The organism is Blautia sp. MSJ-9, assembly GCF_018919065.1.
GTDB lineage: Bacteria > Bacillota > Clostridia > Lachnospirales > Lachnospiraceae > Blautia_A.
The window spans coordinates 36,447-52,905 of the sequence record NZ_JAHLQG010000006.1 but is presented as its reverse complement, the minus strand read 5'-3'; the positions used below and the strand labels follow the sequence as shown (position 1 = coordinate 52,905).

At 43.3% G+C, this 16,459-nt stretch carries 16 protein-coding genes and 1 riboswitch; of the genes, 5 read left to right on the top strand and 11 right to left on the bottom strand.

Features of this window, described 5'->3' with window-relative positions; all coding sequences use genetic code 11:
• Positions 1–147: 147 nt before the first annotated feature.
• Both KQI87_RS01290 and KQI87_RS01285 read right to left on the bottom strand, forming a co-directional pair.
• Positions 148–2,271: a glycoside hydrolase family 36 protein gene (locus KQI87_RS01290; protein WP_216458571.1), complete on the bottom strand. Its 2,124-nt coding sequence runs from the start codon at positions 2,269–2,271 to the stop codon at positions 148–150.
• Positions 2,272–2,423: 152 nt separating this feature from the next.
• Positions 2,424–3,437 (bottom strand): LacI family DNA-binding transcriptional regulator, encoded by a 1,014-nt coding sequence (locus tag KQI87_RS01285; protein ID WP_216458570.1) that lies wholly within the window; start codon positions 3,435–3,437, stop codon positions 2,424–2,426.
• 258 nt (positions 3,438–3,695) lie between these two features.
• On the opposite strand from KQI87_RS01285, the gene bsh reads away from it, so the two are divergent.
• Positions 3,696–4,673: a choloylglycine hydrolase gene (gene bsh, locus KQI87_RS01280; protein ID WP_216458569.1), complete on the top strand. Its 978-nt coding sequence runs from the start codon at positions 3,696–3,698 to the stop codon at positions 4,671–4,673.
• Between the two features lie 202 nt (positions 4,674–4,875).
• On the opposite strand, the gene atpC is transcribed toward bsh, so the two are convergent.
• From atpC to KQI87_RS01240, 8 genes are all read right to left on the bottom strand, one after another.
• The gene (gene atpC, locus KQI87_RS01275; protein ID WP_216458568.1) at positions 4,876–5,289 is read right to left on the bottom strand and encodes an ATP synthase F1 subunit epsilon; all 414 of its coding nucleotides are present in this window, start codon (positions 5,287–5,289) and stop codon (positions 4,876–4,878) included.
• 12 nt (positions 5,290–5,301) lie between these two features.
• Positions 5,302–6,699 carry a F0F1 ATP synthase subunit beta gene (gene atpD, locus KQI87_RS01270; protein ID WP_008706999.1) on the bottom strand — a complete coding sequence of 466 codons (1,398 nt, stop codon included), beginning with the start codon at positions 6,697–6,699 and terminating at the stop codon, positions 5,302–5,304.
• 5 nt (positions 6,700–6,704) lie between these two features.
• Positions 6,705–7,595: an ATP synthase F1 subunit gamma gene (gene atpG, locus KQI87_RS01265; protein ID WP_117676676.1), complete on the bottom strand. Its 891-nt coding sequence runs from the start codon at positions 7,593–7,595 to the stop codon at positions 6,705–6,707.
• 8 nt (positions 7,596–7,603) lie between these two features.
• On the bottom strand, positions 7,604–9,112 hold the full coding sequence (gene atpA / locus KQI87_RS01260) for a F0F1 ATP synthase subunit alpha (RefSeq protein ID WP_117676677.1): 1,509 nt from the start codon (positions 9,110–9,112) through the stop codon (positions 7,604–7,606).
• Between the two features lie 7 nt (positions 9,113–9,119).
• Positions 9,120–9,623, bottom strand: coding sequence for an ATP synthase F1 subunit delta (gene atpH, locus KQI87_RS01255; protein WP_117676678.1), 504 nt, complete (start codon positions 9,621–9,623; stop codon positions 9,120–9,122).
• Positions 9,604–10,104: a F0F1 ATP synthase subunit B gene (gene atpF / locus KQI87_RS01250; protein WP_242986820.1), complete on the bottom strand. Its 501-nt coding sequence runs from the start codon at positions 10,102–10,104 to the stop codon at positions 9,604–9,606. Before atpF ends, atpH begins: the two co-directional genes overlap by 20 nt.
• 40 nt (positions 10,105–10,144) lie before the next feature.
• Complete coding sequence (gene atpE, locus KQI87_RS01245; RefSeq protein WP_019160512.1) at positions 10,145–10,363, bottom strand: ATP synthase F0 subunit C; 219 nt, start codon at positions 10,361–10,363, stop codon at positions 10,145–10,147.
• 262 nt (positions 10,364–10,625) lie between these two features.
• Positions 10,626–11,288, bottom strand: coding sequence for a F0F1 ATP synthase subunit A (locus tag KQI87_RS01240; RefSeq protein ID WP_216458567.1), 663 nt, complete (start codon positions 11,286–11,288; stop codon positions 10,626–10,628).
• A gap of 640 nt (positions 11,289–11,928) precedes the next feature.
• On the opposite strand from KQI87_RS01240, the gene KQI87_RS01235 reads away from it, so the two are divergent.
• Entirely contained in the window at positions 11,929–12,603 is a 675-nt protein-coding gene (locus KQI87_RS01235; RefSeq protein WP_216458566.1) for an SGNH/GDSL hydrolase family protein, read from the top strand.
• A 219-nt stretch (positions 12,604–12,822) separates the two neighbouring features.
• The gene (locus tag KQI87_RS01230) at positions 12,823–13,599 is read left to right on the top strand and encodes a GNAT family N-acetyltransferase (protein ID WP_216458565.1); all 777 of its coding nucleotides are present in this window, start codon (positions 12,823–12,825) and stop codon (positions 13,597–13,599) included.
• Positions 13,600–13,877: 278 nt separating this feature from the next.
• Here KQI87_RS01230 and KQI87_RS01225 read toward each other — a convergent pair whose 3' ends face one another.
• Positions 13,878–14,438, bottom strand: coding sequence for a folate family ECF transporter S component (locus KQI87_RS01225; RefSeq protein WP_216458564.1), 561 nt, complete (start codon positions 14,436–14,438; stop codon positions 13,878–13,880).
• A gap of 86 nt (positions 14,439–14,524) precedes the next feature.
• A riboswitch (THF riboswitch) is annotated at positions 14,525–14,629 on the bottom strand.
• 324 nt (positions 14,630–14,953) lie between these two features.
• Here KQI87_RS01225 and KQI87_RS01220 point away from each other — a divergent pair.
• Positions 14,954–15,151, top strand: a complete 198-nt coding sequence (locus KQI87_RS01220) for a hypothetical protein (protein ID WP_216458563.1) — start codon at positions 14,954–14,956, stop codon at positions 15,149–15,151.
• A gap of 79 nt (positions 15,152–15,230) precedes the next feature.
• Positions 15,231–16,409 carry a hypothetical protein gene (locus tag KQI87_RS01215; RefSeq protein WP_216458562.1) on the top strand — a complete coding sequence of 393 codons (1,179 nt, stop codon included), beginning with the start codon at positions 15,231–15,233 and terminating at the stop codon, positions 16,407–16,409.
• The last annotated feature ends 50 nt before the right edge of the window (positions 16,410–16,459 follow it).

Here is a 16,459-nt window from a genome sequence, read left to right as displayed (position 1 = left end):
TTGAAATATTGTTGAATAATTTTCTGCTATAATAAAATAATTTGAATTTCAGTTTCTGCCATTAATGCAAAATGGACTGACGATATCATTACAAAAATGATATCCAGACAGCCCATTCTGACACTTCTCTATCTAGCTATATACAATTTATTTTTTATCACTCACAACTTCGATTTCAAACAGACGTGCACAGATTTCCTCTTTCATTCTCACGCTCAGAGAACTTTCTACTGCATTCCACTCAAATGTGACCGGACGATTCTGTGGATATGCGCAGTGGACTTTCACTTCTTTTCCTGCAAGTCTTGTCATCGGAAGTGTGATCCTGTCCTTTCCACCTCTGCGCCATACTGCCACATAGTGCTTCTTTCCTGCATCCAGAGCCAGTGCTGACCAGTCATCGGAGTAACTGGAGGTTCCGATCGGCCAGTACGGATATGCCTGGCGGATGTCTCCACGGATGGTTTTATAATAATCCAGCGCTTCCTTTACCAGTCCCTTCTGAACATCTGTGATCTCTGCCAGATGACCGCTCTGATGGATACGGAGAAGAATGGCATTTACCATATTAAAGATAGTCTCTTCCTCACTTGCTCCTGCTTTGGGATAAGACCAGACAGCAGCCTGTTCCATAGCAACTGCCAGAGGTGCATTGGCAGATATCGTTGCATAATATCTGTAATCTTCCTGATCACTGGTAGACTGAATACTATATCTGGAAAGCATCGCATAGTCCATACGCAGACCACCACTGGAACAATTCTCAATGATCAGATCCGGATATCTCTCAAAAACACTGTCCAGCCATGCCAGATAAGCTCTCTCATGACCAAGCAGTCCCTCGCCCGGGCATGCAGCATCTACTTCTGTGCCGATTCCTGGTTCAATATTATAATCCATTTTGATATAACCGATTCCATATTCCTGTACCAGACGATCAATTACTTCATTTGCATGCGCGATAACTTCTGGCTGACGGAAATCCAGCTGATATCTGCTTCTGTCATAAATTCGTTTTCCATGTCTATGGAAGAATGCTTTCTCCGGCATTTTCTCTACCATAGGACTCTTGATTCCCATTACTTCAAGCTCCAGCCAGAGTCCCGGAATCATTCCTTTTGAACGGATATAGTCGATCACTTCTTTGATCCCACCCGGGAAACGTTTCTGAGATGGTTTCCATTCACCTACCGCATCCCACCAGAATCCATCGGCATACCAGCCGGCATCAATGCAGAAATATTCACATCCTGCTTTCGCTGCTGCATCGATCAGCGGGAATTCTTTCTCTGTAGTTGGATCTGCCCAGAGACAGTTCATATAATCATTGAAAATAACTCCAAGCTTTTCATTATCCTGATTTTCTCTGCGGATCGCTCTTCTGTATTTCGTCAGTTCTTTTGCCATATTTCCGAGGTCACCAGTCACTGCACCTACACCTGCAGGTACTGTAACAAATTTATCTCCCGGTTTCAGGTCTTTAAACCAATGGGACTGCTGTTCCGTCGGACCGCTGAGCTGTACATACAGATGATTGGTAAAATCACTGACTTCCCAGTGCCAGGAACCGTTATGTTCAATCTGCCAGAACAGTCTGCTGCCTGTTTCTGTATTTCTCACGTACCCCATTGGAATGTAACTCTTTGCAGACCAGTTTCCTGTATTGGTGATCTCAAAAGCTTTGGATGAGCGGACAGGTGCATTGAGCTGTGCAAATTCCATGCCGACCTCTGGAAGAGAATATTCTTTTACCTGAAGTTCCTTCTGCCATGCATTATGTACCACTCCGATACGGATCTTCTCATCAGGAGTCAGGATGCCTTCCTTCTCTACTCCATTCAGATTAAATGTAGAAACATATTCCAGAGTCTGCACTTCCGTACCTGTATTCTCAACCTCGCACCAGCATCTTACAACTGCAATCCCGTCAAAGAACTGAAAATGATTGATTGCCTGTAAGCCGGACTCTTCATCTGCAGTACAGATTTCCAGTTTTCTTCCTGTTTCATTTCTCTCATCTTTGTGGCTCACATATTTCATCCGATAGCCCGGTGCAGTTACGATATATTTTGTTCCGTGGCGCTCTTCCGGTCTGTCGTAGCCTGCTGCTTCTAACTCTACCAGTCTACAGCCATTTTCTTCATAGTCATTCTTCAGTGTCTTCTCATCAAATGTCAATGCGGAAAAATGCAGCAGACGGACCCCGCCGTCCTCTCTGATCTTCCATACCATGTAAATTCCATTCTCATGAATCTTAAATACTTTCTCCATCCTCTTCCTCTTTTCTGCATATTAACTGCAAAACATTAGCTTACATTTTTCTTTATTTATCGGACGACTGCCAGACAATAACACCATATCTTTTAGCCATTATCCGTTTATACCAGAATACACAATCAATACCTAGTGTGCCGTCATATGTATTACTTCTGCAACATTCTTACACTTTCCCGCTCTATCAACTGCACTTTCGTTTTATAAATATAATCAGAACACTCTTCTCCCTGAATCAGTTTCATCAATATATCCACAGCCACATCCGCTTTCTCTTCCACATCAATCCTCATAGTAGTAAGTTCCGGATATACGATTGTTGCAAAGACATCGTCATCGATTCCCGCAACTGAAAACTCTTCCGGCACACGTATGTGATTTCTGCGAAGAAAAGAAATCATCTCTGCTGCATTTCTGTCCGTGGAAAAGAACAGCGCGGTATCTGTTCCTGCATATTTCAGCAATTCCCTGTATACTTCCTGTCTGCCTTCCATTTCTACCGGAAGCCATCTGGTATCCAGTTCACACCCTCTGTTCTCTGCCGCTATTTTAGTTCCCTGATATCTTCGGTAATCTGCGCCATGTTTATCATTTGCCAGATAAATAATCCTCCTGGCCCCGTGAGAAATCAGATATTCTCCCATTGTCATGCCCGCCTTTTCATCTTCAGAAGTCACAACATAGAACTTCTCTTCTTCCTTCGGCAATTCTCCCATATCAATGGCAACCATAGGTTTATCAGAAAGCCCTGCAATCTTTTTACAGTATGTAAAAGGCATAGAAATAGAAATGATCCCATCTACATTCCAGCCAAGAGTCATCTTCTCAATTTCTTCCACATTCTTATCTGAGAAGATCATAATATAATAACCCTTCTCTCGCAGAATCTGCTCCAGTCTGCCGATGATCCTTCCATAAAATGGGTTCTCATATGCTGATCCTTTTGCAAATGCCGGCGTGTTGATCAAAATGCTGATGATCTTTGAGCTCTTATTGGTCAGCGCATTCAGGCCCAGTCTGGGGATGTAGTTATTCTCCGCCAGAAGTTTCTCTATTCGTTCTATTGTCTCAGCTGAAACCCTGGCAGTCTTTTTATGCAGGACATTTGATACAGTCGTTGTGCTCACTCCTGCCATTTCTGCAATCTGTTTAATCGTAACCATGCGTATTCATTTCCTTCCATTTTATGAGCAGACAAAATTTCCCGACTGCTATTCCTGTCAAATATTTTGAAGTAATATCAGTATACTACATGTATACAGAGAACTGCCACATATATCTTGCATAAACCGGAAACTTTGTGGTAATATTCTCCAAAAATAAAACTATTACCTGCCGTCTTTCAGAAATTCATCTGATTCCACTTTTCAGTTAAACACTTTCATAGACGCAGATTACAACTTTAATCAGGAGGTATCATTATGTGTACAGCAGCAACTTATAAAACAAAAGATTTCTACTTCGGTCGAACCCTTGATTACGAATTTTCCTACGGTGATGAAATCACCATCACACCAAGAAACTACCCATTCCACTTCCGTCACTCTGACAAAGTTCTGGACTCTCACTATGCTATCATCGGCATGGCCCATGTAGCCGGAGACTATCCGCTCTACTATGATGCCATTAACGAAAAAGGTCTCGGCATGGCAGGTCTGAATTTCGTAGGAAACGCAGCCTATGCAGAACCAGTATCAGACAAAGAAAACGTAGCCCAGTTCGAATTCATTCCATGGATTTTAAGCCAGTGCTCCACCTTGGAAGAGGCTCGCCGGAAGCTCTCCGCCATGAACATCACCAACACTCAGTTCAGCGAGACCTTCCCCTGCGCCCAGCTTCACTGGATCCTCGCAGACGCCTCCGGCTGCCTCGTCATTGAATCCATGCAGGACGGTCTCCACATCTATGATAACCCTGTAGGTGTCCTCACCAACAACCCACCATTCCCACAACAGATGTTCCAGCTCAACAACTACCAGTCTCTCTCCCCACGCCAGCCAGAGAACACATTCGCCCCTGGATTAGAACTTCAATCCTACAGCCGCGGCATGGGCGCCCTCGGCCTCCCGGGAGACCTCTCCTCCGCCTCCCGCTTCGCCAAAGTCGCCTTCACCAAAATGAACTCCCGATCCGGTGACTCCGAAGCAGAAAGCATCAGCCAATTCTTCCATATCCTCGGCTCCGTAGATCAGCAGAGAGGATGCTGTGAAGTAGACGATGGAAAATACGAGATCACCCTCTACACCTCCTGCTGCAATGTAACCAAAGGAATCTACTACTATACCACCTACGAAAACCACCAGATATCAGCAGTAAACATGAACCATGAAAACTTAGACTCCGCCACCCTGATCCGCTACCCGGTTCTCACAGAACAAAAGATTCATTTTCAGAATTAATTTAACCAAATCAAGCAAGTAGCGAAAAAAAGCCACCACGAACACGCGGTGACTTTTTTGACCCAACCTGGCGAATCAGTAAAGTTAATACCCTTACACACAAAAACCCCTCGCGCTCCTAAAAAGAAGCGCAAGGGGTGTCCAGAGGGGACGCTGCTCAAGCGTCCCCTCTGGGGTTTTCGTACCATTTATCAAAATGTACTTAAATCTCTTTATGACTCGTAACTCTCAGTCGTGCCATAGCTCTGGACAGAGCCAGCTGATTCATATGATACTCCTGAATACTCTGCTTCTGTCTCATCTGCTCTTCTGCTCTTTCCTTCGCTTCCTGCGCCCTGCGGATATCGATCTCCTCAGGACTCTCTGCCGTCAGACAGAACAGCTTCACACGGTTATTGATCATCTCCACAAACCCACTGCTCACAGCCAGCACATGTTTCGTACCATCCGCTTCCTCGAAACGCATCTCGCCCGGAATGATGGCCGCAACAATATTCTCATGCTGTGCCAGAAAAGCCTGCTCACCGTCAACAGCCGGAATTGTCAGAGTCCTGCCACGTCCTGCAAACGCCAGCTTATTACTGGCATAAATCTCAAGACCAAATGTATCTGCCATAAAATCCGCTCCTTATTCCTGACCCATCTCAGTCTTTGCTTTCTCGATGACATCCTCAATTGTACCAACATTGAAGAAAGCATTTTCCGGATACTGATCCATCTCACCATCAACGATTGCCTTGAATCCACGGATGGTTTCTTTCAGAGGAACATATTTACCCTTGATACCTGTGAAGTTCTCAGCTACATGGAACGGCTGGGAAAGGAACTTCTGGATCTTTCTTGCACGGAATACAGTGCTCTTATCCTCTTCAGAAAGCTCTTCCATACCAAGAATAGCGATGATGTCCTGAAGTTCTTTATACTTCTGAAGGATTTCCTGTACTTTACGTGCTACTTCATAATGTTCTTCACCAACAACATCCGGCTCAAGGATACGGGAAGTAGATTCCAGCGGGTCAACAGCCGGATAAATACCCTGCTCTACGATCTTTCTGGAAAGAACGGTTGTTGCATCCAGATGTGCGAATGTAGTTGCAGGAGCCGGGTCAGTCAGGTCATCGGCAGGTACATAGACAGCCTGTACAGATGTTACAGAACCATCCTTAGTAGAAGCGATACGTTCCTGAAGTTCACCCATCTCAGTAGCCAATGTTGGCTGATAACCTACGGCTGAAGGCATACGTCCAAGAAGGGCGGAAACCTCGGAACCAGCCTGTACAAAACGGAAAATATTATCAATGAAAAGAAGCACATCTCTGTGTTCCTCATCTCTGAAATACTCAGCCATTGTCAGTCCGGTTTCAGCAACACGCATACGGGATCCCGGCGGCTCGTTCATCTGTCCGAACACTAAGGCTGTTTTTTCAAGAACGCCGGACTCTTTCATTTCTGACCATAAGTCGTTACCTTCACGGGAACGCTCTCCAACACCTGTGAAAATGGAGTATCCGCCATGCTCTGTGGCAATGTTCTGGATCAGCTCCTGGATCAGGACTGTCTTACCAACACCGGCACCACCGAACAGACCGATCTTACCACCTTTAGCATATGGTGCAAGAAGGTCGATAACCTTAATACCTGTTTCCAGGATTTCTACAGCCGGTTTCTGATGTTCGAAATCCGGCGGATCTCTGTGGATGACCCATTTCTGTTCTCCCTCAAGGGAAGGACCGTCATCTACTGTATCACCAAGTACGTTGAATAAACGTCCCAGTGTCTTATCACCTACAGGAACCTTAATGCCGCTTCCTGTGGCGATGACTTCTCTGTCACGCTGTAAGCCTTCGCTTGCGCTCAGCATAATGCAGCGTACCATATTGTTTCCCAGATGATGGGAAACTTCCATTACACATCTTTTACCGTTGTTCTCTACCTCAAGGGCATCCTTGATCTCAGGAAGATTTCCATCTTCAAAAACAACGTCTACAACAGGTCCCATAACCTGTACAATTTTACCTTTGTTCATCGTCGTCACTTCCTTTTTTGTGCTTTTGCACCGCTGACAATCTCAGTGATTTCCTGTGTGATGGCAGCCTGACGCGCACGGTTGTACTCAATGGATAACTCCCTGAGCATCTTCTTTGCACTGTCCGTAGAGGACTGCATTGCCATCATTCTGGCATTATTTTCACTGGCATACGCTTCTACAAGACATCCATAGATCAGACCGGTCAGGTAATTGGGAATCATGGTATTCAGAAGTACATCGGCTGATGGTGACAGCACAATTTCCTCCTGCGGCATGTCCGCAAGCATTGCCTGATTTGGCAGGAACTCTGCTTTCTTCAATGGAAGAAGCTGCATATTCACCGGCTCCATTGCAACTGCACTCTGCATCTCCGTATAGAAAATACGTACTTCGTCCAGTTCTCTGTCCAGGAACGCTCTGACAATCTCCTCTGAGATCAGACGCGCTCTGTGCATGGTCGGTTTCTGTACTGTATATGGAAAGTTCTCTGCGATATCCATATGTTTCTTCGTGAAATACTGACGGCCTACCATACCCAGCACATAAAGCTTGCAGTGCTCATGCTCTGCCATAAACTGTTCTGTTATTTTCTGGATATTATGGTTATAGGCACCTGCCATACCTTTATCACCGGTAACTACGATACAGCCGATCTTACGGTCTTCCTCTGCGATCTTATGACGGATACTGAAAAAAGGATGCTCTGTATCCGGCATATGACGCAGGATTCGGGAAATTGCCGCCTGCATATTATAGTAATACGGTTCTGTATCGGACAGGATTCTCTTGGCCTTCTGCATCTTGGATGAAGAAATCATATACATGGCATTGGTGATCTTCATGGTGTCCTGAATGCTTTTCATTCGAGTCTGAATCTCTTTCGTACTGCCCATATCAACACCTACCTGCTCTTATCTGCAAATTCTTCTGCCACTTTCACGATCTTTTCTGCCAGTTCATCCGGAAGCTGTCTCTTCTCCTCAATCTCTCTTCCGATTTCCGGATAAGCACTGTCAAAGTAGTCCAGCATATCTCTCTGATACTTCTTCATCTTCTTAGTTTCCACGTGCATCATTGCCTTGTGTGTTGCCGCACAAAGAGTGATGACCTGTTCATGAAGACTTAACGGGCTTGAAAGCGGCTGTTTCAGAAGTTCCATAAGTCCGCTTCCGTATTTCAGCTGCTGAGTTGTAGCCTCGTCCAGATCAGAACTGAACTGTGTAAAGATTTCCATCTCACGATACTGAGCCAGATCGATACGGACACTTCCTGCTGCTTTCTTCATGGCTTTTGCCTGTGCAGCACCACCAACTCGGGATACGGAAAGACCTACGTTAACCGCCGGACGCATACCGGAGTTAAACAGGTCACTCTCCAGGAAGATCTGACCATCTGTGATGGAAATAACGTTTGTAGGAATATATGCGGAAAGGTCACCTGCCTGTGTCTCAATGATAGGAAGTGCAGTGATAGAACCACCGCCGGCCTTTTCATTCAGACGGCTGGAACGCTCCAGTAATCTGGAATGGAGATAGAATACATCTCCAGGATAAGCCTCACGTCCCGGTGAACGTTCCAGAAGCAATGACAGTGCACGATATGCAACTGCATGCTTGGATAAATCATCATAAACCATTAATACATCTTTTCCCTTGTACATGAAGTACTCAGCAAGTGCAGTACCTGCATAAGGAACAATGTACTGAAGTGGTGCACAGTCACTGGCTGTGGAGGAGAATACTGTTGTATAGTCCATAGCACCATGTTTCTCCAGAGTAGATACAATTTTAGCTACTGTGGAAGCTTTCTGTCCGATTGCAACATAGATACAGATTACATCTTTACCTTTCTGGTTAAGAATGGTATCCAGTGCAACGGAAGTCTTACCTGTCTGTCTGTCACCGATGATCAGCTCACGCTGGCCACGGCCGATGGGGAACATGGAGTCAATGGAAAGAATACCTGTTTCCAGCGGAACTGTTACAGATTTTCTCTCAATGATCCCAGGTGCCGGATTCTCTACCGGACGATACCCGTCTGCCTTGATCTCGCCTTTACCATCGATCGGTGCTCCCAGAGCATTTACAATCCTTCCAATAAAAGCGTCACCTACAGGCACACCTGCCTGTTTCTGGGTTCTTGCCACCTTTGTTCCTTCTTTGATTCCTGTATCTTTACCGAACAGGATACATCCGATGCTGTTTGCACGGATATCCTGAACCATACCTTTCAGACCATTCTCAAAGGTTACAACCTCACCGTACATGGCATGATCGATACCATATACCGTGGCGATACCATCTCCGACGGAGATGACTGTTCCTACTTCCTGGTCCTTACTGATTTCGTCATAATTCTTTATTTCTTCTTTCAGAATCGAAATGATTTCATCTGGATTCACTGCAGCCAACTTTTATTCACCTCCGTGTCAATTTCTGTCTTAATTTCGTATAACGTCCGCGGAGACTCCAGTCATACTCTTTGTCTCCGGCAGAAAGAATGAAGCCACCGATCAAAGATTTGTCTTCTTTCAGAGTAAGAATGACTTCCTTTGCTCCGAATTCCCTGCGAAGGAAATCCTCCATCTTCTCTTTCTGGGCTTCTTCCGGTTTTGTTACATATGTGAGGACAGCTTTCAGGATACCTTTCTGCTTGCGGCTGTAATCACCGTACGCTTCCAGAATCTCCTCAATGCTGCTGATTTTCTGATATTTACAGGTTATCTTCAGGAAATTTTTCATCTCCTGTGGGAAAACCCTGTCAATTACATGTTCTTTTTCTTTTAAAGAAACCAGCGGATTCTCAAGGACACCCTTTAACTGCGGGGTACCCTCGAAAATCTTTTCTGTCTCCAAAACAGCTTCTTCCGGGACAGAAAGCTCATATAATGCTTTTGCATAATTAATGCTTGTTTCCGTCATTGGAATCACCTGCCTCTTTTATAAACTGGTCATAAAGGGACAAATCCTGCTGACTGCTGTTTTTCTCTCCCATGATCTTTGAGGCTGCATCCAGCGCAATCTCTGCCACTCTGCTTTCCATAGCTTTCATAGCATTTTCCTGCTCTGTCTTGATATCTGCCTTTGCTTTATTAAGCATTTCACCGACCTGTGTATTTGCATCTTTTACAATACGGTCAGCCTGTACTTTTGCCTCATCCTTCGCCTGGTTTACAATTCGCATGGATTCGTCTTTCGCAGATTTGAGTGCATCTTCATATTTGCCTTTCAGTTCGTATGCCTTCTCTTCAGTTTCTTTGGCACTTGCGAACTGCTGGTCGATCATGTTTTTTCTCTGTTCCATCACGTTAAGGATCGGACCAAACAGAAACTTCTTCATTAAAAGATAAAGAACAATCAGGTTAATAATTGTAAAGACCAGGTTGATGTTAATCTCGATCACCTGTCCCACCTGCCTTTCGTATGTATTCTTTATCCATCAATTAGCCAAGCATGATAACGATCAGAAGACCGATAACGAAACCGTAAATAGCTGTTGCCTCGGCAAGGGCGCATCCTAAAAGAAGTGCTTTACTGATCTTGCTTTCTGCTTCTGGCTGTCTTGCGATTGCTTCAACTGCTTTGGATGTTGCCATACCAATACCAATACCTGCTCCGATACCTGTCATAACTGCGATTGCTGCTCCAATTGCTACTAACATAACTTTTTCCTCCTGTTGTTTAACTGAAATAAACTAAATATTACAAATCTTTCTTCACAATATGCTATCCTGTCGATATTCCGATGAGATCATTTGATGCCTGTGCAGCAGATGTCTGTACCAACGGTTGTTTATGGCCGTTATGACCCACCGGATATCCGGACAGCATTTAAGCGCTGTTCATAACTGCTGTCTTATTCCTTATGTCCCGCGTCTCAGGTCTTATATAAATGTCATATTCCTGTATGAACAGTAATCTTTTTTATTCAATAGCTTCCTTAATAAATAAAGAAGTTAAGAATACAAATACATACGCCTGAATGAATCCGTCAAAGAAATCAAAATACAGGCTGAATGGGATAGGAAGAACTGCCGGGCATATAAACTCAAGAAGTTTCATAACCACATAGCTTCCTAACACATTACCAAAAAGTCGCATACAAAGTGATGTCGGACGAATGGCGATCTCCAGAATATTGATCGGCAGCATGACCGGAGACGGTTCTGCGAAGCTTTTGAGAAAGCCTTTCAGACCTTTCTTATGAAATCCTGCATACTCGATCAGGAAAATACTGGTAATGGCCAGTCCAATTGTACAGTTTAAATCCTTTGTAGGCGGTACAAATCCAAACACACCGAAAATGTTTGCAATTCCAATGTAAATGACAACTGTCATCAGATAGGGAATATACATTTTTCCCTCTTCTCCAAGGATATCCTTAAAGAAATCATGAAGAAAACCGACGCCTGCTTCCAGGAGAAGCTGTTTCTTACCGGGATTCTCCACACTCAGGTTTCTTACGAGCACCAATGACAAAATTAAAAGCACTGCCATGATGATCCATGTCACTGCTACTGATTCTGCAATCGGTATTCCTCCAAACACTGGTATGGTAAAAACTGTCTTACATTGAAGTTCTTCCATTAACGTGCTTGCTAAATTACCCGTTTCTTTTCCCTCCTTTTTCTATTTGAATCGCTGAAAGACATTCGCACTCTCTTATCATGTCCGTCTCAGATGTCTTTCCCCGGTGTCCGTCTTAGATGCCTCTTCCTGAAGTCTGTCCCTGCTGTCTTTACCTGCTGCCTGCCTTAGATGTCTCTTCCTGAAGCCCGTCTGTGATGTCCTTACCTGCTGTCTGTCTCAGATGTCTTAGTTTAGTCGAAAGTCTGAAAGCTCCTGACCATATATATGATCCGTGAGAAATATAAAATCTTTCTAAAAGTTTCATAAATTCTTTCAGCGATTCAAGATTTTGAGATTATTATATTCGAATCTGTTAAAAAGTCAACAATCATTTTGACTGTTTTAGACAAAAAAAGATTGTTTTTTTGTGCATTGTAACCATTTCTTTTTTTAATTTTACTTTTTTTCTCAATTACAATAGTGCATTTTCACGGAAAAAGGCTGTTTTTCGTTGACTGAACTGTGAAGCGATGATATTATTTTATATAGTTTTTATATAAATTTTATATTACGTCACTTACCAATTTATAGATTGGTAATACCATTTATTTATATCAGCATTCACTATTATATAAAAAATATAAAAGGGAGTTATACTATGCAGATCATTTGTCTTGGAGACAGCATTACCGACTGCGGTCATTTACTCGATGATTTTCCTCTGGGGAATGGATATGTGCAGATGCTTGCAGAAATGTTTCAGAAAGAAATTCCCGGCAGACGGCCAGATTCATATTCTGACAACTCCAGATCGTTTTTATCAAATACAGTACAAATTAAAAACTACGGATTCGATGGCTTCACCATATCAAGAGTCCTGGACAATATCCGCCAGCACCGGATTTCCCTGCACCGTTCTCCTGTTGTAACGCTGCTGATCGGCATTAATGATATCGGGCTGATGATGAATACAAACCGCACTGCTTCTCAGCAGAAACAAATGATGGCAGAATTCTCTGAGCATTACGATGAATTGCTGAAGCTGCTCACTGCAGATGCCAGACAGGTAATCCTTATGGAGCCATTTATCTTTCCGCATCCGGAAGAATATCAGACATGGATTCCACATGTTCGTACCATGTCTGACCTTATCCAGAATCTTGCTGCAAAATACCGGCTGCCATTTGTGCCACTGCATGATGATCTGAATAAAATAACAGCTGAACAGGGATTTGATGCAATTACTATAGACGGCATTCATCTTACCGCCCATGGACATGAATTGCTTGCCCGTAAATTATATCCCCTCGTTCTGGAGACAATCGCCGGATAAATGATTGTTCACTTCACGCCCGGCAAAGTGCTTCATAACGAATATTATAATAAACGAAAGTTTTCTTGCACATCGTTTCTAAACTCTGTATAATTCTAAAAAGACACTTTTGCATGCCTGTGGATTTCTGTAAGTTTTCTATAACAGAGAACCGTTATGGCATTTTCATGCATAAACATGCATTTGTGGACTCATATTGAAAGGAGTCTTCCTTATATTATGGAAACTACAATTAAACAGATTGAAGATATGTCTCTGAACGCCTGGCCGTCTCACAAGATGGAACTGTATGACGGCTGGATCCTGAGATTTTCTTATTTTTATACACACAGAACCAATAGCGTAGAGCAATTCGGCAATTCTACTCTTACATGGAGAGAGAAAATCCCATACTGTGAAAGCGTATATAAACGCCTGGGAACACCGGCTGTATTTAAGATCAGCCCTCTTGTTTCTCCTGACTTTGATTATGTTCTGGAGAACCGTGGATATGCCATCCAGCATACCACCAATGTCATGGCGATGAGCATGAATGCCGCGCGTCTGGACGCTCCGTATCCGGACGTAACGTTCTACGATAACATTCCATCTGAATGGATTGAAAGTCTGTTTCGCTTAAAGAACACTACCAACCCCGTTCACCGCAAAGTCGTTCCATCCATGTATCAGGCGATCCTCAAAGAAACTATCTGCGCCTGCATCCGTATGAACGGCCAGATCATTGCAACCGGACTCGGCATTCTGGACAGAGATTACATCGGGATCTATGCCATCCATGTAAAAGAAGAATATCGCAAACACGGCTATGCACGCCAGATCTGTACCGGACTTCTGAAAGAAGGGATAAAGAAAGGTGCGCAGAATGCATACCTTCAGGTTGTAGAGGGAAATGACAATGCCCGTGCACTGTACAAATCGCTCGGATTCAACCAGCTTTATACTTACTGGTTCCGTGTACAGCCGGATGAGAACGGTAACTATCCACCAGAAAAATAAAATGCTCTGATCATGGCAGGCATGTCCCCGCCCACTGTTCATTGCTTTTCACAATTGAAGCAGAAGATTTACTTGATTTGATTAAGTTTCAGAATATAATAAAAACAGACTCACTGTAAAGTACTTCATATTTTACTTTACAATGAGTCTGTCTTTTTATATCATAACTTTCTTCTTTTTCGGGGAATCGATTGATATGTAATTAACATAGTCCGCGCAAAACCATGTTTTCTTAACTATCTTATCAGTCCATTATTCAAGTCTTAATTCTATCTCAATTATACGGTTTTGTTCTTCAGCACTGCAGGTGCCGCATTCTCAACAACCATTGCTGTCAGCGGGCTGAAATACAGCAGGCAGGTCAGTACACAGTAGATCGGGATCATAATTGCAAACTGTACCAGTCTTCCAGGCATGATCGCATAGAAGTTATATCCAAGCATAATTACAAGTCCTGCTGTTGTAAATACCAGAGAGCTGAGAACCGCTGTTACTACGATAGATACGCAGATGCCAACTGTCTTTCCTGTTTTCTTCTTGTTTGCAAATAACGGTTTTGCAAGAGCAGGAAGAACGCCCCAGAGAACTGCTGCAACTGTAATAAACGGGTTTACTGCATATCCTTTCATAAAACATCCGATGATATCTGCACATAATCCACAGACACCACCAGCTACCGGGCCAAGCCACAGACCTGCAAGAATTGTACTTACACTTCCTACAGAAATACGGTATGCACCGAGATCAATCACCAGAACTCGTGTGAGTACTAGATGCATAGCGATCAGAAGAGCCATGAACACTAATGTCTTTACGTTCCAATATTGTTTTTTCTGCATAATAAAAACACCTCCATAATGTGTTTAAAAAATAGAGTAGTTACATAAATAATAATCCCTCCACATTATGAGATGTCCTCATATGTAGCAACGGGTGCGGAAATCATATCGTAAGCAGCACGCTTTCTGCTTTTCGTTTCACGGCGACTCCCCAGCCTGTGAACACTTGACGCATAAAATCCTACTTCGCTATTATTTATTTATCGAAATTATATCACAATCCATAGAAATTTCAATATATTTTTCGTTATTATTTTGTCAAATTTATAGTCTGTTTATTGTACCTATTTCACGAAAACCAGTTACTGTCTGCTCACAGCAGCACACTTCCCAGAATCTTATCAGTTCTGTCAGATATTCGTAATCCGTTTTACTACTTCTCCATAACCCAATAACTCTTTCGCAGTTTTCCTTAAACAGCGGACAAAAAACTCACATAAAATAACCGCATATACTAATACTATCCATTATACAGACAGATGGATCGCATCTGCTATAATCATGGAGGTAAAAAAATGTCAGAAAAGCGTAAAAATAGCTGCCAAAATCCTTACAATGTATGTTATGATAATTACCTGAATACCAACGCCTGTACAGAATGTACCGGCCTGATATCTACTCCTGCCAAAGACAATGACGAATGGGAAAACTACCGCAAGATTTTTGATTTTATCCCAGATCCGTCAAAAGACAGAATCTCTTCTCATAAATAACTATGTTTCGAGATCCTTACACTGCATGCGGCAGGAATAATGCTCAAACGAATGATTTATCGGAGGTCCTGTCTTTATTATGAAAAAACTGCTTGCCGCATGTGCCTGTACCGTTCTTAGCTTCTCTATGACCGGATGCAGCCTTGGAACTGTACTGGAACAATTCACATCTACCGGAGATACATCTGTCCGAGAACTTACTTCTTCATCTGATACTACAACTGTAACCGAAGCCAAAGACCGCGTTTATATGGATGAGATTTCCGGTACTCTACAGGATTTTTCCGGAAGCCAGCTCATCCTGAATACAGACGATGCATCTTATGTATTCAATGTTTCCAACGCCACACTGGAGTGTAAAGGCGGAATGATCACCGGTGATGAGATCAGTATTATTTATGAAGGACAGCTCTCCAATACAGATACCAGCAGTGTTCGTGTTCTGAAAGTAGTGGATGAATTCCACAAGAAGAACAAACTGAAGAAACGTACTGCTCACGGGCAGGTCATATCTCTGACCTCCAATACGATCACCATAAAAAATAAAAAAGGCAAAACTGCTACTTACCCGATCACCGGAACGAAACAATATTATCAGAACGGCATCAAATCCGGCGACTGGGTCTACCTTACCTTTAAAGGTGAATTTCCGGATACTTCTGATGATTCCTCTGCGTCTTTAAACGCTAGTCATCTGAAAGTCCTGAGTATTTCCGACCTGAAAGACCTGCAGATTCCGGATCCGACACCTACACCTGAACCGACAGTTACACTGACACCGGAGCAGATTGCGAACCGTGAGAAACAGTTTCTGGTAACCATCCAGGCAGTAAATCTGAATATTCTTCAGGTTCTTCCTGCTGGCAGTGATACTCCGCTAAGCATTGATATGTCTGCAATTCCTGCTTATTTTGAGGGCGGAATTGCTCCCGGTTCTCATGCAAATGTGACTTATATTGGAAATCTGGAAGAGGACACTCTGGAGGGCATTCGTATCATTGCCGTAACCGGAGAAAATCCTGCCGGAATCGATGATAAACATATTTCCTTTACAGCAACCGGAACTATCATCGGAAACACCGCTAATACGATCACCGTTCAGACCGACGATGGTGCAGTCGACACTTTCCGCATTGAAAACGCTCAGGATCTTACTGAAAGCGGTGTGGAATACGGCGACTATGTATGTGTTACTTTCCATCCGTCTAAATCAAAATCTTCTAATATTTATACTGCAGTCAAGATTCAGTATGCATAAGCCAAAAGCAGTCCATTTACAGTTTGTACGCTGTAGAATGAACTGCTTTT